The 17,996-nt window shown below is 53.3% G+C and carries 14 protein-coding genes and 1 pseudogene; 1 reads left to right on the top strand and 14 read right to left on the bottom strand.

Annotation, left to right across the window (positions count from 1 at the left end; genetic code table 11):
* Together ACFPPD_RS01175 and ACFPPD_RS01170 are read right to left on the bottom strand one after the other, a co-directional pair.
* A complete protein-coding gene (locus tag ACFPPD_RS01175; RefSeq protein ID WP_209749260.1) occupies positions 1-870 on the bottom strand; it encodes a transketolase in 870 nt (289 codons plus the stop codon).
* Positions 867-2,300 carry an L-fucose/L-arabinose isomerase family protein gene (locus ACFPPD_RS01170; RefSeq protein WP_209749261.1) on the bottom strand — a complete coding sequence of 478 codons (1,434 nt, stop codon included), beginning with the start codon at positions 2,298-2,300 and terminating at the stop codon, positions 867-869. The genes ACFPPD_RS01175 and ACFPPD_RS01170 overlap by 4 nt, the downstream gene beginning before the upstream one ends.
* A 285-nt stretch (positions 2,301-2,585) precedes the next feature.
* Between ACFPPD_RS01170 and ACFPPD_RS01165 the strand changes: the two genes are divergently transcribed.
* Complete coding sequence (locus ACFPPD_RS01165) at positions 2,586-3,644, top strand: LacI family DNA-binding transcriptional regulator (protein WP_209749262.1); 1,059 nt, start codon at positions 2,586-2,588, stop codon at positions 3,642-3,644.
* Positions 3,645-3,742: 98 nt separating this feature from the next.
* Here the strand turns inward: ACFPPD_RS01165 and ACFPPD_RS01160 are convergent.
* The 12 genes and pseudogenes from ACFPPD_RS01160 to ACFPPD_RS01105 form a co-directional block, all read right to left on the bottom strand.
* Positions 3,743-3,895, bottom strand: a pseudogene (locus ACFPPD_RS01160) (zinc-binding dehydrogenase); the annotation flags it as partial.
* Entirely contained in the window at positions 3,847-4,074 is a 228-nt protein-coding gene (locus ACFPPD_RS01155; protein WP_378081056.1) for an alcohol dehydrogenase catalytic domain-containing protein, read from the bottom strand. The gene ACFPPD_RS01155 and the pseudogene ACFPPD_RS01160, both read right to left, overlap by 49 nt.
* Positions 4,075-4,122: 48 nt before the next feature.
* Positions 4,123-4,866 (bottom strand): DUF2306 domain-containing protein, encoded by a 744-nt coding sequence (locus ACFPPD_RS01150; protein ID WP_209749263.1) that lies wholly within the window; start codon positions 4,864-4,866, stop codon positions 4,123-4,125.
* Positions 4,867-4,916: 50 nt separating this feature from the next.
* Positions 4,917-5,567: a hypothetical protein gene (locus ACFPPD_RS01145; protein ID WP_209749264.1), complete on the bottom strand. Its 651-nt coding sequence runs from the start codon at positions 5,565-5,567 to the stop codon at positions 4,917-4,919.
* Positions 5,564-5,833 carry a hypothetical protein gene (locus ACFPPD_RS01140; RefSeq protein WP_209749265.1) on the bottom strand — a complete coding sequence of 90 codons (270 nt, stop codon included), beginning with the start codon at positions 5,831-5,833 and terminating at the stop codon, positions 5,564-5,566. The genes ACFPPD_RS01145 and ACFPPD_RS01140 overlap by 4 nt, the downstream gene beginning before the upstream one ends.
* Positions 5,834-6,155: 322 nt before the next feature.
* Positions 6,156-6,320 carry a hypothetical protein gene (locus ACFPPD_RS01135; RefSeq protein ID WP_209749266.1) on the bottom strand — a complete coding sequence of 55 codons (165 nt, stop codon included), beginning with the start codon at positions 6,318-6,320 and terminating at the stop codon, positions 6,156-6,158.
* A 115-nt stretch (positions 6,321-6,435) separates the two neighbouring features.
* Complete coding sequence (locus ACFPPD_RS01130) at positions 6,436-9,150, bottom strand: winged helix-turn-helix domain-containing protein (RefSeq protein ID WP_209749267.1); 2,715 nt, start codon at positions 9,148-9,150, stop codon at positions 6,436-6,438.
* Positions 9,151-9,363: 213 nt separating this feature from the next.
* On the bottom strand, positions 9,364-10,182 hold the full coding sequence (locus ACFPPD_RS01125) for a polysaccharide deacetylase family protein (RefSeq protein WP_209749268.1): 819 nt from the start codon (positions 10,180-10,182) through the stop codon (positions 9,364-9,366).
* Positions 10,183-10,572: 390 nt separating this feature from the next.
* Positions 10,573-12,315 carry a methyl-accepting chemotaxis protein gene (locus ACFPPD_RS01120; protein ID WP_209749269.1) on the bottom strand — a complete coding sequence of 581 codons (1,743 nt, stop codon included), beginning with the start codon at positions 12,313-12,315 and terminating at the stop codon, positions 10,573-10,575.
* Between the two features lie 163 nt (positions 12,316-12,478).
* Complete coding sequence (locus ACFPPD_RS01115; RefSeq protein WP_378081052.1) at positions 12,479-12,613, bottom strand: response regulator; 135 nt, start codon at positions 12,611-12,613, stop codon at positions 12,479-12,481.
* Between the two features lie 485 nt (positions 12,614-13,098).
* Positions 13,099-13,536 carry a group II intron maturase-specific domain-containing protein gene (locus tag ACFPPD_RS01110; RefSeq protein ID WP_378081050.1) on the bottom strand — a complete coding sequence of 146 codons (438 nt, stop codon included), beginning with the start codon at positions 13,534-13,536 and terminating at the stop codon, positions 13,099-13,101.
* Between the two features lie 176 nt (positions 13,537-13,712).
* Positions 13,713-17,840, bottom strand: a complete 4,128-nt coding sequence (locus ACFPPD_RS01105) for a discoidin domain-containing protein (RefSeq protein WP_209749270.1) — start codon at positions 17,838-17,840, stop codon at positions 13,713-13,715.
* Between the last annotated feature and the right edge of the window lie 156 nt (positions 17,841-17,996).

Below are 17,996 nucleotides of genomic sequence, written 5' to 3'. Positions count from 1 at the left end.
TTATCGCACCTGCCCTTCCTGCCGTTGATGGCTTTCGAGTACCGCGGACAACTCGGCCAGCGCGAGCGCCAACTGCTCGTCGTTCGGCACATGGTGGTGCCATGCGGGCACATTCTCCGCGAAGGAGACGCCTTTGCCCTTCACCGTATTCGCCATGATCAGCGTAGGCTTGCCCTCTGCGACCGGCACCGCTTCGAATGCCTCGACGAGCGCCTCGATGTCGTTGCCGTCTAAGATGACGACGTGCCAGCCGAACGCCGCCCATTTCTCGTCGAGCGGATCCAGCCCCATGACATCCTCGGTCGAGCCGCTGATCTGCAGCCGGTTCCGGTCGATGATGCCGATCAGGTTGTCTAGTTTATAATGCGCCCCGGCCATGGCCGCTTCCCATACCGAGCCTTCCGCCTGTTCGCCGTCTCCCATCAGGCAGAACACGCGATAGCTTCGGCCGTCCTTCTTGGCCGCAAGAGCCATGCCGACGGAAATCGCAAGCCCGTGGCCGAGAGCGCCGGTGTTCATCTCGATTCCCGGCACTTTGTTGTTCGGGTGACCGATGAGCCGGGTGCCGAATTGGCTGAACGTCTTCAATTCTTCCTTCGGGAAAAACCCGAGGTCGGCGAGAATGCACCATAACGATTCGACCGAATGTCCTTTGCTGGCGATAAAACGGTCGCGATCTCCCCATTTCGGGTTGGCCGGATCGATCTTCATGACGCGATAATATAAAGCCGTCAATATGTCGGTGTTGCTCAAGGATCCGCCGGTATGTCCGGTCTTGGCGTCGTAAATCATTTGCAGCAAATCCATACGGATCTGTGCCGCTTTCGTCTTTAATGCTGTCGTCTCCGTGCTAATCACCCTTCCTGTCATAGGCTGGCGCCTCGTAGCCAGGCTTGAATCTCTCGTTCCGTCGGATCGACCGGGTCCGGCGTAAGGCCGGGAATATAATTGCACGCTTCGTATAAGGCTGGAATGACGTTCGCATGAATGCCGACCGAGTGATGAACGTAAGGTCCTTTGACCAGTTTTTCTTCCCAGAGTGGCCAATCGTTGACTTCAACCCAGACATAGGAGCCGCGCGTATAAGGGCCTTGGATGCCGCGGGCTTTGCCCAAGAACAGTTGATACTCGCCATGATCGCCGTCGAAGCGGGCTAGCGTCATGCCGCCGCCTTTGATCTCCCCTTCGTGCGTTCCCGGCGCATGGTCGTCGAACAGAAAATGCTTGCGCAGCTTCGGTTTGTCCTCCACGGAAAGGGATACGGGGAAGTTGCCGCAGTGGAACAGCAGCTCGCCGTTGGCATTCTCCGGATGACGGATCGTCAGATCCGCGAAAAAGGTCGGATGCGCGTTCAGGGTCGCAGCCTGAACCATGACTGAAGTGATGGCGCCATGAATGTCCGTCTCGCAGGTAACCGGAATTTGCTCGTCGGTCAGGATCGCGTTCGCGAGGCACGGCATGATACCCATCGCGTCCTGCAGCGCGGACCAGCATTGAATCGCGATCGCCGTGCTTCCTGTCTGCAGCGCATTTTGCTTCATCGCGACCTTCAAGGCGGCGATGCGCTTGACATCCGCTTCCGTCACCTCCGACCAGTCTAATTTCGCTTTAATATAGTCGACCGCTTCCGCCAGCTCGGAGCCGTTGCCGTTCTCGATCCGTTTGGCGGCGTTCCGGATATCGATGAGCGTAATCGGATAGAGCTCGATGCCGAACCTTTCCAATAGCTCGCCTTCGTTGCACATCATCGTCCAGAACGACGATGGGCGGGGTCCGATCTGAAGGATCCTCAGGCTGCGGAATCGTTTCACAACGTTAGCCGCCGCGACGAAGTTCGTGAACCCGCGCTCGAACACCGGATCGTCCACCCGGCTGTTCGTAACGTAAGTGAACGGGACGTTGAAGCGGCGCAGCACCTTGCCCGTCGCGAAAAGTCCGCATTGCGTGTCGCGCAGCCGCATGCCGTCCTCCAACGGCGCTTCGTCGCGCGGTCCCCAGAGCAGGACGGGCTTGCCTAGCGCCTTGCCGACGCGGGCAACGGTATCCTCCGTTCCGAAATTGCAGTGAGGGAAAAAGACGGCGTCAACGTTCTCCTGTCGGAAACGGTCGGCAATGAGGTCCGCGTTGATATGATCGTCGTACAGCAGCCCCTCTTGGTTGAGGCCTTCCAGATCGACGATATCGATGTCCATGCCAAAGCTTTCGATCTTTTCCTTGATCAGAACCTTGTAACGGAAAGCGTCTTCCGCGCTAAACACGAAACGTCGCGTAGGGGCATAACCTAACTTGAATTTTTTCATGACATCGTCTACTCCTCGGTTTACGGAATGGGTGGTGACAATGAAGTTCCTTTGATAAACAACAACTAAACTAGTCAATAATGTTGAGCGAATATTACTGATTTCAGACTCAATTTATCACTTAAAACGATTAATAGTCAATGATTTTACTAAATTATAGCTTTACAATTTATCTTTAAAACTAAACTTTAACTAAACTAATCGATCTTCTCTTGCATCTTCTAAGTTCGCCATGTAAACTAAACTTACTAAACGGATGGAATAAGAACGGAGAACAATGCCGCCATGACAATGGATGAGATCGCTAAACTCGCGGGAGTATCCAAATCGGCTGTCTCGATAGCCATCAACGGTAAACCGGGAATCGGCACCGAGACTCGGGAACGGATTCTCAAGATCGCGCAAGAACACGGCTACGCGCCTAAAAACCGAGAAGAAGATCAGGATTCGCCCGCTAGGTCGATTACCTTTCTCGTGTTCGCCAATTCAGGCATCGTGCTGGAGCAATATTACCAACAGCCTTTTTTTCGAGAATTGATTCATCATATCGAAGTCAGGAGCCGCATGAGCGGTTACTCGCTGCTGTTCTCCTCGGTGGATATGGGCTCCTTCGAACGGGACATCCGAAATCTGGCGGAAGAAAAGCAAGGCGACGGCATCATCCTTCTCGGAACCAATCTCGATAAACAACACATCGAAGAGATCTTGGCACGGCTGTCGACTCCTCTCGTCGTATTGGATACTTGCTTCGAAACGCTCCCCGTCCATTTCGTGCAGATTAACAACGTCATGGGCGCCTATCAAGCAGGATCCCATCTGTGCGAATTGGGTCACAAGAACATTGGTTATATCGCCTCCAACATCCGGATGCGGAACTTTGACGATCGCAAGCAAGGCTTCATCGCCGCCCTTCGGGAGCACGGTCTTGAGATCGAGGAAGGGAACGAATTCTCCATTGCACCGACAATCCTGTCTTCGCAGGAAAGTCTAAAGAGCCAATTGACCGCGTATCTCCAAACCGGACGTCCGTTGCCGACGGCTTATTACTGCGAATGCGATTATATCGCCATCAGCGCGATCAAGACGCTGACGGAGCTGGGCTTCCGCGTGCCGGACGACGTCTCGGTCGTCGGGTTCGACAACATATCCGAATCCGTGATCGTATCTCCCGAGCTTACGACCGTACACGTGGAGAAAGAACGGATGGCCCAGCTGGCCGTGGACCTGCTGATCCAATCCATCGAATCGGAACCAGCCGCCAAACACAAAATCATGGTGGACACCCGGTTTATCGAAAGGCTGTCTTCCTCGTCCCCCGCCCACGCCTCTCTTACGGCCAAGTAGCCGAACCAAAAATAAAAAACGCTGTCATCATCCCCTTCTGCAGGGGAGATGACAGCGTTTTTTAATCGACTAAATACTTATTCATGCTTCATTTGAACTCACTTCAGAGTTATAACTACATTTCCTTTTTTATGGCCTTGATCCACATATCGGTGAGCCTCGACCATTTGCTCCAGCGGATAGTAGCGGTCAATAACCGGTTTCAGCCGGCCCGTCTCGGCAAGCTCCTTGAGAAAAGCGAGATCTTCTTTGCGTGGGACTGCTCTTGCGTGTAGTCTATGGCCTTATCGGCTTCCAGGGATTTCACCATTCCCGGGCTGAAGGTCGATGCAAAAATCGGGTCGCCCGCCTTGAACCGCGTTACAGCTTTGCCGACTGCTTCGACTTCGCCGGCGAGTTCTAAAGCGATACGAGCAGGAAGCCAGAACATTGGGGGAACCGTAATATTGAGTTGAAAATTTGATTGTTTGACATTATCTCAACTTAGTGAGCCTGATTGCTGTTTGTAAGGGGGCGGCTGCTTACGGATGGCCCATTCGGCCACCGCGAGGTTGATCACCCAGGCTGCGCCATTAAGTAAGTCTCCGCCGATCACACTCGGCGGGCCGGCGATCAATGTCCCGACCATACCGGTCAGCACCTGCGTGCCCGCGCCAAGCCCGATCGCGTAGCCGCGCATCATCCATGCGCGGTGCATGATCACGTCCCCTTGCCGGATCGCGGTAAAACCGAGGACGATGGACACGACCATGGCCGACCCAAACAGGAGCCGCAATGCATAAAGCAACTCGCCGGTGCCATCCTTGAGGGGATAGAACAGGGTCATCCACAGCGCTGAGAGCCCAACCAACAGTCCGCATATAACCAGGAACCGCCCGGCCGCACGGTGCCAGCCGGGCCTGCGCCGCCGGAAACCGGTTGCGAATTGAAACGGGCCCAGGATGGCAAATACAGCAGCGCACAGGATATGCAGCACCACAGGCAGGGGCGACGTAGAGAACCGTGCATCGGCCGGCATGATTTCCGCGCCGCCGGCCAGCTCGATTAGGCGGAAGGCGCCGAAGACGAGTGGAACGACGCTCAGCAAGAGCAGTGCGGCGACGAGCCTCTTTGTCGAACCTGCGTTTGCAGGCGCTTTGGGCTTCCGAGACGTCGGTTTCCCTGCCTTGTTGAGTCGAAGCTCATCGTGGGCTCGACCATCATCGTAGACATTCACTTTCATTTTCAGCTCCTTGGATAGATTTCGTTGACATCCGGCCCGTTCGCTTGTGATTACGAGGCTTGCTTGCGCCGTTCCGCCCAGAGCGCATAGCCCAGCCAGGCCAAAGCTCCCCCCACCGGCACCGCAATTTTCGGCTCGTGCTCGGGCGGTAGCAGTGCAGCCACGGGGGCCAACACGGTCCCGACGGCAAGCAGAACGGCCGCCCAGCGCGGCAGGATGCCGGCACGGAATGTCGCGATGCCAAACAACAGGCCGCCGAGGATATACAGGGGCCCTGTTAGCGTCCATATATTTGCGAGGACTCCGAAGTTCGTCTCGCCGGCGGAGCTGGTGAAGATCCCTATGAAGCCCTCCGCAAGCATCGGCGCCTCGGTCGCCAACAGCGGCAAGATAGAGACTTCGGCGAAGGTAAAGGTCGCTGTGATCACCGCCCAGAAGCTAAGCAGGACAAAGCCGGCCAGACCAAGCCATCCAACCTTATCCACTTGCCTGGCATAGAGCCCCGTAATTCCGAGCAGGAAGAAGAAGCACATGGCGGTGGCCAAGCTGTGGACGATTGCCCATTGGGTGGTGGTGACTGACGAAAGAACATTAGGTTGATGGAACATCCCGACAACCACGTAAAATATCCCTCCCACCATAGCTGAGAGACCTGCCCAACGGATGAGGCTCGAGGTCGTTATCTGTCGATTGGAATTCATGTGTTTCTCTCCTTTTTCGAATGTTTGGAATGAACCTGAATGACCGAGACCAACGGCAAGCCGAGATCACGCACTCTCCTCAGCAAGCCATGTAATGCGGCCTGATCGACCACCGGGCCAGAGAGGATGGTTGTTCCGTCGCTTTCGTGGGTGAAGCTTAGACCCTCAAACCGATCGACCCACCGGGCATCAAGGTGTCCCTTGATGCGAATTTTGTACAGTCCCGTCTCGTGACGGTCCTCCGTTGATTTGTTTGATTGACTCATTCTGCATCTCCTTCATGTTCCTCCTATGGATGTATCTCCACACGTCGTTCCTTTCTTGATTAGAAGATACACTTTCATGTGGTGAGACGGCATCACCACATATGGTGATTGATATTGTGAGTTGACAATTTAGAGGCTGTGCAGGAATAAGAAAAAGCCCCGGCACATGCACTAAGATCCAAATAAATAAAGGTTGCCGCTTTCGATCATAAAAGACCGTAGTGGCAACCTTATGTCGGGAGAAACTTGATCCCAAAATAGAATCACTAAGCATGGCTCTAGACCGTATAACTAAGCGGCTCAAATCTCGAAGTCTTGTGTCCTAATTTTTCTCTAATATAACAAGTGAATAAACGATACCGCCAGCCTCACCACCAGACATAGCACTTTGGCTTACAACTTTCCAACCCTCTTGCAAAAGTTGATTTAATTCAATTAAGTTATTTTTTTTATCGTTAAAATAATGAACAACGATTGCCTTTTGCATGAAATTATACCTCCAAATAGTTGCAGATTAGATATTAGCGGTTCCAACGCCACCAACACGAGCGTTTTACATAGCCCCCCATTATAACCTCGAACAGTTGATATTTGGGGGTTCGCTAGAACAAGTCGAGTTCCTTAGCCCGTCGGACCGCTGCCCGACGGCTGTTCACCTCAAGTTTGTCGTAAATGTTCTTGGTATGGGTTCGCAGGGTGTTCAAGGACACCCTGAACTCGCGGGCAATGTCCGGGCCGCTCAAGTCGGATCCGAGCTGCCGAAGCACGTCGCGTTCGCGTTCGCTTAGCGGATCGCTCACAACCTGCTTGGCAAGCGTTCTGCCCTCGGCCTTGCCAAAGGCTGGCAAGAGGCGACGGACATAATTTACGGCGATCCCCTGTTTCAACGCCGCTTCCAGCAGGGCCGCCATGGGTCGGCCTTCGTCCACGAAGATGCGGACGTAGCCCTCCGGTTCAGCCAAGGTTAGGGCGCGTTCCAGCGGTACGAGCGCAGCAGGGATGTCGCCTTGCATATGGCGAGCAAGTGCCTGCAAGACCAGGATTTCAATCGCGCTTCCTGTCCTCTCGCCTACTTCAGCTGCTTGGAGAAGGCGCTCCAGGAGTCCCGTAGCCTCTAGCATGGAGCGATCTGAACGGTCGCTCTTATTACCGGCAAGGAGGACCCTGGCCAGGGTAATGTGTTCGAATTCGCGCAGGTAGATAAGGTCGTCCCGGGCGGATAAGCCATGCTCCCGTGCCCAGTCGAGGGCTTCGCCCAACCTACCCTGCGCGATCCACACCCGCGTCTTCATCGCGGCTACTGGACGAACATTCGGGAAAAAGTCGCTGACATACAGTCGCTCTGCCTCGTGGAGCAGGTCTAGCGCACCGTCCAGATCATCTTGGGCTTCCCGTATTCGAGCCATTGCGACGCGCCAGCGATACCGGTTCTGCGGGAACCCGGCGTGCTCGCCCTGTTCCTTGCTTCTCAGCAGGTGCTGCGTGGCGGCCTGCAGATCGTCATGCTCACGGTAGATCTGACTCATTCCCACGTACATGTCTGCCGTTCCCCGCAAGGCAGGATCGCCCTGCTCCTTCGCAAGCTGCAATCCCCGCTCATAGGTACGCATCGCCTGGCGGAGTCGACCTTGCGCGATCCGTATATCGGCCGGAGCGATTGCGCCACCGATTGCGTCGGAGATGTTCCCGGCCAACTGCACATTAGCCATGCCATCGGTAAACGACCGGTGCGCTGCCTCGAGATCCCCGCTCGTCCAGGATGCGAGTCCCAGGAGCGCAGCTGCCGATCCCCGCAGGAGATGGTCGTCCTCAGGTACGAGGTCGAGCACCCGCCGGGCGTATTTCATCGTTGCGGATACATCGCCCAGCGCTTGGGCATATGCGGCTCGGTACAAGGAGATCGAACCCGGGAGACGGCGAAATTCCTCTTCGTCCACGACGACCCTCTCAGCCGATGGGGTTTCCGGTCGCTCACGAATGTCTTCTGTCGAACTCAACCACCGTTCGGCATCTTGCAGTCGGTCGAGTGCGGCTTCAAACTCGCCGCAAGCCAATAACGCCCAAGCATACCCAGCGCTGAGCATAGGCCTGCTGCGGACGATCTCGTCGGGGAGCGCCTTCAGCCAGCTGAGCACCGCAGCCTCCTGTCTGCTCATGCGCATGGCTGGACATGCTATTTCGACCAGGTCCGCCGCTCGCGCGAGATCCTCGGAGGCCAGCGCGTGGCGGATCGCATCGGCCGCCGAGCCATGCTGCTCGTACCATATGCTCGCGCGCCGATGCAGCGTAGCTATCTGATCGGGCTGATCCTCTCTCAAATGTGCAGATAGAACCTCGGCAAAGAGGTGATGATAGCGATACCAGTGACGCCTGTCATCCAGTGGAACGACAAAGAAGTTGCCTTGCTCCAGGGCATCCAACCGCGCGTTACCATCCTCTTGGCCGGTGACGGCATCGCACAGCGGGCCATGCAGCCGATCGAGAATAGAGGTCTGAAGCAAAAAGCTCCGGATGTGGTCGGGTTGACGCTGCAGGACCTCTTCGACCAGATAATCCACAACGTACCGATTGTCTCCGGCGAATGCTCGAATGAACGCGGGAATGTCCTCGCGCCCCTGCATCGAGAGAGCCGCTAGCTGGAGCCCGGCAATCCATCCTTCGGTACGGGCCTCCAGCGCAGCAAGTTCGTCGGCCGAGAGATCCAGACCCATCGCCTGCTGAAGGAACGTTGCCGCTTCGCCGGGAGTAAATCGCAGGTCGGCGGCACGCAGCTCGGTCAAATAGCCCCGGGCGCGTATCCGGCCTAGAGGGAGCTGCGGATTTTCGCGCGTGGCGATGACCAGGTGCATCTGCGGCGGGAGATGCTCGAGCAGGTAGATTAGGGCATCGTCGATCTGTTTGGCGCCAATAACATGGTAATCGTCAAGGACAAGGACGAATTTGTGCGGAAGGGCTGAAATTTCATTCAGCAGAATCGTCAGAACGGATTCGGTTGACGGCGGCTGCGGGGATTTGAGCGCGCCAATCACGCTTTCTCCAATAGTCTCAGCAATCGTCTGCACAGCGGCGACAAGATGAGTAAGGAACCGTAAAGAGTCGTCATCCCCTTCGTCCAGCGACAGCCATGCGACAGGCCGATCGCAACCGGCGACCCATTCGCTGACCAGCGTAGTCTTCCCGAATCCGGCGGAGGCGGAGACGAGGGTCAGCTTGCGGTCCAGACCCTCGTTAAGCCGCTCGATCAGGCGCGGCCTTGGGACGACTTTAGTCCGTGGCAGGGGGATATATAGCTTGGTAGCTAAAATTGGCATATTCATAGATTAATAATAACACGGAAATGACTTCTCTCTACAGAAATACGAACGAAGATCCGCCTAACCCACCAGTTATAACGTTCAGCGAGCGATGAGAGAGTCGTAAACATTCATATAACCGAGACGGGAATGGCGCTTCAGGCTATCAACCAGCTTGAGATTCAAGGCTTTTTCATGGCGACGCAAATGCGGCAATCGTCCGGTACAAGCTATTTACTATTCTGTTGATGGTAGTCTAATCGTTTCCCCCCGGCTAATCTTCACCTTTTCGTCATTCGCGCTGAACCACACGTCGATCGCAGAAGGATTGTGCACCAGCCTACGGTCTACGGAAAAGCGCATCGCCCCAAGCGCTCTGCGATACGCGATCAATTCGGCCATCGTAGCGTGCCAGACGGATTCATGGCCGTGAAGCAAATCGCCGATCCGATCCATCAGGTCCCAATTGCCGTCGTTCTCAAATTCGTAGCTGTGCCCCCATACAAACAATAATTGCATCCGGTTACGATAAGGCTGCGATTGCAGGAAACGTTCGGCGGCATCGACCATTCCCTTATGGTGGCAGGTCGGATGCCATCGGAGCGGATCGGCAGGCATATCGAAGCCGCTATGGCTTAACACCGTGCGGGCATACTCTATGCCGAGCGCAGGCAGCATCGCCACGAGCCGATCGTCGTACGTGCCGAACGGATAGCTCATTCCGCGTACGGGATAGCCGACAAGCCCTTCCAGCGCCTCGCGGTCCGTCATGATTTCATGGACGATCTGATCGTCGGGCGACTGCTCCAGAAAAGGATGATCGACGGTATGAGTCGATACCTCATGGCCCTTGTACAGTTCAGCAACCTCTTCCGCGCGGATGTACCCGTCACGGCCGAGGAGGCCTGAATTCAGGTGGAATGTCCCTTTCAATCCGTACTGATTCATCGTCGCGACAAGCCGGCGGTCGTGATCCCGTCCATCGTCAAAGCTGAACGTCGCCGCCTTGTGCAGCCCGCCCGGAAACCGATCAAACTTAATATTTACTGTTACCATAAGACAGTTCACCCTTCCCTTCTTGATTTAGCATAATTCTAATCTAGTATAAATATTCGTATAAGCGCGCATAAATAACAATACAACAGGGCAGTCCAATCATGAACGGTATATGCCGCCTGAAGAAATATCAGTTCTCTACTCTACAGGAGATGAACTGAATTTAATAGGCCCCAAAATGAACGAAAAGCAATGGATATACTATGAAAAAAATGGGCGATCACCATTTTGCAATCCATTACATGCTATGCCAAGGGCAAATAGAATAGGCCCATGCGTCTTTGCATGGGCCTCGCATAGAGCAGGACGTGCGGGTCGTCGCATCCGGTGATGGCCTGAACTTCTTAACGATATGCTCTAATCGACGACCGATGTATGGCACGCAATCGATCAAAGCTTGAAGTAACTGACGGCCGTGTTCAAGTTGCGGACGATACCGTTCAACTGCTCCGCCGAATGCGCGATGTTCTCCACGAGAGCAAGCTGCTCTTCCGTTACCGCGGCGACGCTTTCGGCTTTGCTTGCCACTTCGCGCACCGACGAGGTCGATTCCTCCATGCTGGCGGACACCTCCTCGGAGCTGGCCGACATCTGCTGGGTAACCGCCGATGCGTCGTGGATCTGGGCGGCTACCTGTTTAATGGAAGCGACGATGGCGAGAAAGCCGCCCGAAACTTCTTCCATAACCGAGGTCCCTCTTTCGGCTTGAGCCACCGTCGAATGCATGTAACGGGAAGCGTTGCCGATTTCGTCTCTAGTCTCCAAAATCAGGTTGTTAATGATGTTGACCGATTCGAGAGAGTTTGCCGCCAGCTTGCGAATCTCTTGAGCGACTACGGCGAAGCCGCGGCCATGCTCCCCCGCTCTTGCCGCTTCGATGGAGGCGTTCAGCGACAAGATCCCTGTTTGATTAGCGAAGCCGGTTATGTTCTCCGTAATGGCGCCGATTCGTTCGGACTTTTCATTCAAGATGGCTACGCTTCGGTTCATATTCGCGATCGATTGGGCCATCTCTTCCATTTGCTCTTTCAATTTGGAGAGAAGCTCGAAGCCGCGGTCGGCCTGGCCGTTCGTTTCCGCCGCATGGTCGGCGATGGCGGCGGTGCTTTCCGCGATCCGTTGTACGCCGACGGCCATTTCTTCCATCGCTTTGCTCGTCTCTGTCGTTATGTTCAATTGAACGTCGACGAGAGAAGTCACTTCCTGAATGTTGAGCGCAACTTGCGAGGCGGCCGAAGACGATTCCTTCGCGCTTGCGTCGAGCTCCTCCGACGCCGCGGCCACGGAACAGGTATTGTTGGCAATGCTGCCGACCAGCTCCCTTATTCTCGTAATCATGGTGTCGACGGACTGTTGAATGCGGCCGAGCTCGTCTTTGGCATAAACGCTTTGCTGCGGCATGTCGAGGTAACCTTCGGACACCCGTTGGGCTTTATTCATGACGTTATGAACGGTGCGGCTGATTTGACGGATAAGTAGCGCGCCCGCAAGAAGCAGGATGATCCATTCGGCGATCAGAAAGGAGTATGTTACCATGTTCGTTCTCGAATTCTTGGCGTTCGTTTCGTCGATGACTTGTTTCCCGTATTCCTCGATAATTTCGCCGAATTGATTCACGTTTTCCCGGGCTTCCTCAAAGGTGGCCAGCAGCTTGGCTTCTCCGTTGGAAGCGCTTTGTTTATTCCGGATATTGTTATCTGACTGCCCAACCCACGCGTTAAAATCTTTCTGTACGTCAACGGCGATTTGGGATAACGTTTTGCCGCTTTCCGGATGGGCCGTATGTTCCAGCCCATGCGCACGGACAATTTCGATCGCCTTCTTGAGGCGGCTGTTTACTTGAGTCACGTTGTCCTTAAAGTCTTTGTAAGCGGCATCTTTCTCTTGCTGATCGAAGGAATTGGATTGCACCACAAGATAGTCCGTCAACGCCTGATACATATCCCGGTCCGCATTCAGCACCAAGGTCGAAGACTGGTTACCTGTTCCGTAGAGCGCGTCGGACAAATCGTTGATGTTCGCGGTGTTCAACCGGAGCAAATAGATGGCGGTCCCCGCAAATAAGAGCAATGGAACAATAAGCATCAGCAGAAGTCGGGTTTTGACGGAAAGGTGACTCGTTTTCATTTTCATTTTCTTTTTTCCCCCAGTTTCAATTTAGCCCGACGATAGGATGAATGCGGGTTTCATATATTATATCGAACAAAAATCAACTTTTTGATAGCTTGCTCCCTTAGGGGACGAGCTTTATTTTTTACTTTCAGGCGCTGATTCATTTCTTCTTGCTTCTCCTATCCTACTCCGCGTCCGCTATATCGGAAATGACGATGTCCGGCGAATGTTCCATGATCGCGTTCAGAAGCTCGTCTCCTTTATAGACCTCGCCGATAATCGTCAGTCCGAGCGCGTGCCAATCGACCAATTTCATCAAGCCTCGTAGCTCTCAATAAAATTTAGAAATTTTCTCACTAATTTTGACAACATAAAAAAAGCCCCCGTGTGTGGTGTCATAATTGTTGAGAAAACTATGGCAATAATCGTTGATTTATCAAGGAGCGTTTCACAATTAATGAGAAAGACATTTGCCTAGTAAGCCCGAGAACGTGCTAATTTTCATAATTGATGAGAATATCCGCCAAGATCCGAATGCATATTTATGCATGAGTTGTATGATGATCCAAACATACTGCATTTGGGCCGGAAGTACAAAAAAAGTGCTTGCCATTGACTTATCAAGCCAATAGCAAACCAGATCAGGAGCTTCTATTAATTGAGCCTATAAGTTGTCAAGAACTTGATGTCATAAATGACAAGAACTTGACCCCGTTTCCTTGCAAATCGAGTAGGCCCATGCGCAATTGCATGGGCCTCTCACAGAGCCGGACGTGCGGGTCATCGCATCCGGTTCCTCCGGTGCTATCCCCTCTGGGGACGTTTTTCATTGTAAAGCTTTACAAGTGTGCACAGACCAGCTTCTTCAAACCACAAGTTAGGCAAAGCGACATGGACAGGCATACATAGCGAACTTCTCCAAGCTGTCATTCTAAGTCGGGGGAGCTCGCCATTGTATTTTCTTCGCCTGAGTTCTCGGTGTAACTTTCGAATTTTCCTCCAACTTCGCAGTTGTACCGCTCGTAGTCTACGGCGTATCCAACCATCCATCTCCCTAAAGAACGCTATGCCGTTTCCCTGCGTGAAATAGTTGCCCCACCCTCGCACATACGGGTTCAACTTTTTCTTTATCAGCTTCTCCACATTAATGGTTTGGTTGCGACGCGTAATCTCCTTCACGCGCTCCTTGAACTTCCGCTTGGCCTTATCCGACGGATATCTCCTTCCAAGTCGAAAATTCATAGCCCAGAAACACAAAAGGCAGGTTGGACGATGGTTTTTTACACTGAATTGAATAAATCAAATCATATTGTCAGTCTCGATACATATCGTTCTACGTGGTGTTACGAACCTGTTTACTTTAGGTCGAAGGATTATCAAAAACCTTCATTTCAATACATAGTTCTCTCATTCCGTAGCTAATACACGTTAAACTCTGCGACGGACCACCAGTAACCCTCGCTTCCAGTGCAGACGATCTTGATGTATCGAGCTGTCTGCTCCGGGAAGGTGACCTCTTGGAGCGGGCTGGTTCCTGTTACAGAAGTAACTTGGGTCCAGTTCGTTCCATCCGTGGATACGAATACGTCTGAGCTTCGCGCATAGTCATTGCTGCCGCTGCCGGAATCGATCACAAGCTTGTCGAAAGTCTGCGATGACCCCATATCCACTGTAAACGAAAGACCATTGTACTGACCTGTTCCGGAGCTATACCGGGTGCCAGCATTACCATCCAGCATGTTCCCAGGCACATCGCCCCACGGACTTACATCCGTAGCCGTTGCGGTCCATCCCGTCCGATAATCCGGCACTTCTTCGTTATACACGTTAAACTCTGCGACGGACCACCAGTAACCCTCGTTGCCGGTGACGACAACCTTGATGTAGCGAGCGGTCTGCGATGAGAAGGAGATCTCTTGAAGCGGGCCGCTTCCGGTTACAGAAGTAACCGGGGTCCAGTTCGTTCCATCCGTAGATACGAATACGTCTGAGCTTCGAGCGTAGTCATTGCTGCCGTCGCCGGAATCGACCACAAGCTTGTTGAACGTCTGCGGTGACCCCATATCCACTGTAAACGAAAGACCATTATACTGCCCTGTTCCGGAGCTATACCGAGTGCCAGCATTGCCATCCAGCATGTTTCCAGGCACATCGCCCCACGGACTTACATCCGTAGCCGTTGCAGTCCAACCCGCCCGATAATCCGTAACTTCCTCGTTGTACACGTCAAACTCTGCGACGGACCACCAGTAACCCTCGTTGCCGGTGACGACAACCTTGATGTAGCGAGCGGTCTGCGTTTCGAAGGCAACCTCTTGGAGCGGGCCGCTTCCTGTTACAGAAGCAACCTTGGTCCAGTCGGTTCCGTCCGTAGATACGAATACGTCTGAGCTTCGCGCATAGTCATTGCTGCCGTCGCCGGAATCGATCACAAGCTTGTTGAACGTCTCCGTTTGCCCCATATCCACCGTAAATGAAAGACCATCATACTGCCCTGTTCCGGAGCTATACCGGGTGCCGGCATTGCCATCCAGCATGTTTCCTGGCACATCGCCCCACGGACTTACATCCGTAGCCGTTGCGGTCCAAGTCGTCCGAGTGTTGTACACGTTAAACTCTGCGATGGACCACCAGTTACCCGCACTGCCGGTATTGACGACCTTGATGTAGCGAGCTGTCTGCGTTGCGAAGCCAGCCAGTTGGATTAGTTGGCCGTCTGATACGATAGAAGAAACCTTGGTCCAGTCGATTCCGTCCGCAGATACGTACACGTCTGCGCTTCGCGCATAGTCACCGTTACTGCTGCCGGAATCCAACATAATCTTGTTGAACGTTTGCGTTTGCTCCATGTCCACTGTAAACGAAAGACCATTGTACTGCCCTGTTCCGGAGCTATACCGACTGTTAATATCGCCATCCAACATATTTCCGGGCACATCGCCATACGGACTTACATCCGTAGCCGTTACGGTCCAACCCGTCTTCGACAGCGCAGGAGGTAGAATTCTGACGTTAAACGAAGATCCGCCTGCATATTCTCCGCTGCTTCCGTTCACAGAAACCGCAACCGGCCCCGATGGAAGTCCGTTCGGAACGTAAGCGGTGATGCTCGAATCCGACCAGCTGCCGATAATAGCCGGGATCGATCCGAAATTCACCGTACCGAACCCCTGAATGCTGCCGAAATTAGATCCGTTGATCGTTACCATGCTGCCTGCCAAGCCTTCATTCGGCGTCAAACTACTGAAGACCGGTGTCGGCAAGCCTGACGAATCCTTCGTTGTGAACATCGCTGAAGTCCCGCTGGGTAGCTTATAGGTAAACGAGCTGTCGGCGGATATCGGGAAACTCTGGCTGCTGCCGGTTCCATTGTATACTACGGTAACCTGCGCCCCTTCCGGGCTGGTCCAGTTCTGCAACTGAAGGCCGTGTGATACCTTTGTCGGAGCAGCGATCGAACCGGTTTCACTCGACGACCCATACACATTGATTTCACCGATGGACCACCAGAAGCTGCTTGGTCCGGTATTGACGATGCGAATGTACTGCGCCGTCTGGGTTGGAAGCGTGATGGCTATCCTTCCTATGCCTCCGCTGCCGTTCGCAATCGCACTGCCCCAATTGACGCCGTCATTTGAAACATATACCTGATATTTATTAACGTAGTCGAAGGAACTGCTTTTGCCGTTCTCAAGGACGATTTGATTGAAGCTCTTGGAGCTTCCCAAATCGATCTGATACCAGTCGCCGTTCTTCATCCCATGCCCGGTGGTCCACCTTGAATCGATATCACCGTCAATCGCGTTCGCGGCCGCATCCCCGGACGCATTCCCTGTTCCGTCCCCACCCGAATTCGACGAAGCCGTGACGGTCCACCCGCTGCGGTCTAGCACCGCTCCTCCAGTCTGGATAGAAGCTCCGGCCGGAAGGGAATACGTGATCAAGCTATTTCCGGTGAGGATGGTATTCTGGTACGACAGTAACGCCGGATCGTACGTAACAATCGGATCAGATCCAAATTTCTTCAGCGGCTTAAACTTAAAGTCATGTGTCGGATCCGAGACATTCGTCGCTGCAAGTGTCGTGCCGCTCTGCGCAGGTCCCGTCCACTTAAACGTGACGGCACTACCTGCGTTCAACGTGTAGTCGAATGATTGTGTTCCGTCTGCAACGCTGAAGGTCTTCAAGCTGGTTCCCGAGTTATGCGCAATCAGAACCTTCGATCCATCCGGGTTCTGGAACGCAACATCCTCTATGCTTCCATCCCCAAAGGTATTCGAATAAATCCGATAGGCTCCTGGATTGACAAACTTGCTGGCATGAGCGAGTTCATAATAGTCCACATTGTAGGATACGTCTCCATTATCCGGATCAATGGTAAGCAATCCGCGCATCAAAGGTATGCCATTCGTGTCGCTGTTGAGCGGGCCCCTATCGGGGTCGAGTGCAATGTTCCATAGGATCACGCCATTCGCCCAATTACGCGTACCATTGATAATCCAATTATTAATCGAATCATTTAACGCTACATTATCATTAGCTTGAAAAGTACCCCCAGTGGCTTCCGTGATGAAAGCTTTTTTACCTGGATAGTCGTTGTGGACTTGCGTTTGGAAAATCGGGCTGCCACTATAGACGTGCCATCCCGTTCCAATGGTATACGGGGAGGCAGCGGGATCGTTGAAGATCGTCTCGGGATACGTGGGGATATCCCAGTTGTGATCCCAAGCTAAAATCTCCGTCGAAATTTTGTTAGCCTTAAACGCCTCGCCCATCTCCTTAATCAAGGCGGCTTCCTGGTAAGCGGACAGGAACATACCAGGCCAAGTGGGAATGCCCATCGGTTCATTTTGCGGCGTAACATAGGAAATAGGTACTCCGGCATTACTGTAAGCTTGTGTGAACTTTACAAAATAGTTGGCGAGCTCATCGTAGTACCCATCCTTAAGAGTACCACCTATCATATAATCGGAGGTCTTCATCCAACCTGGCGGGCTCCACGCGGTAGCCATGATGTTGATTGACGGATTAAGCGAGAGTGCCTGCTGCAATGCCGGAATGATGTACGGCTCATCATGCTGGATCGAGAAGTTGGCCAGCGTCGGATCCGTCTGTCCTGCTGGCATGTCGTCATAGGAGTAATTCCCGCCTACATTGACATCCGTAGCTCCCATCGGAGTGCGGATGAAGTTGAGGCCGATGCCTGTCGAGGGATCAAACAGATTACTCATCAATTCATTCCGCTTAGTCGTAGACAACTTATCGATAAGCCAAGCGGAAGAGTCGGTCATGGCCGCCCCAAAACCTTCAATTTGTTGATACTTGATGTTATTGTCGACCTTGATCGCAAGCGGGTTAGTCGTTTGCGCGGTTTGGAAATGCACATTACCTTCCTCGGAAAGCCACTTATTGATTCCTGGGTCTGTCAGCCAAACTTCCGCAGGGCTGCCATTATTCGACGACGGCGGTGCCGCCATGGTTGGTGTGACAACGAGGCTCACACACAAAACAGGCACTAAAAGTAACATTTTATTAAATTTGCCCATGCTCATTCCCCCGAATACAAATAATAAGTTTGTCAATGGATCATGATGTCGAAGCGTTTGTATGCGCTTCCAGAGTCACCAAAAAACTACCCTCCGCATTACGACGGAGAGCCGGTGTTTCAAATCGGATTCACCGATCACGCTATTGAACCAGAA

Source organism: Cohnella suwonensis (assembly GCF_042655365.1).
Taxonomy (GTDB): domain Bacteria; phylum Bacillota; class Bacilli; order Paenibacillales; family Paenibacillaceae; genus Cohnella; species Cohnella suwonensis.
The sequence above is the reverse complement of the archived record's forward strand: the minus strand, read 5'-3'. Positions and strand labels throughout refer to the sequence as shown.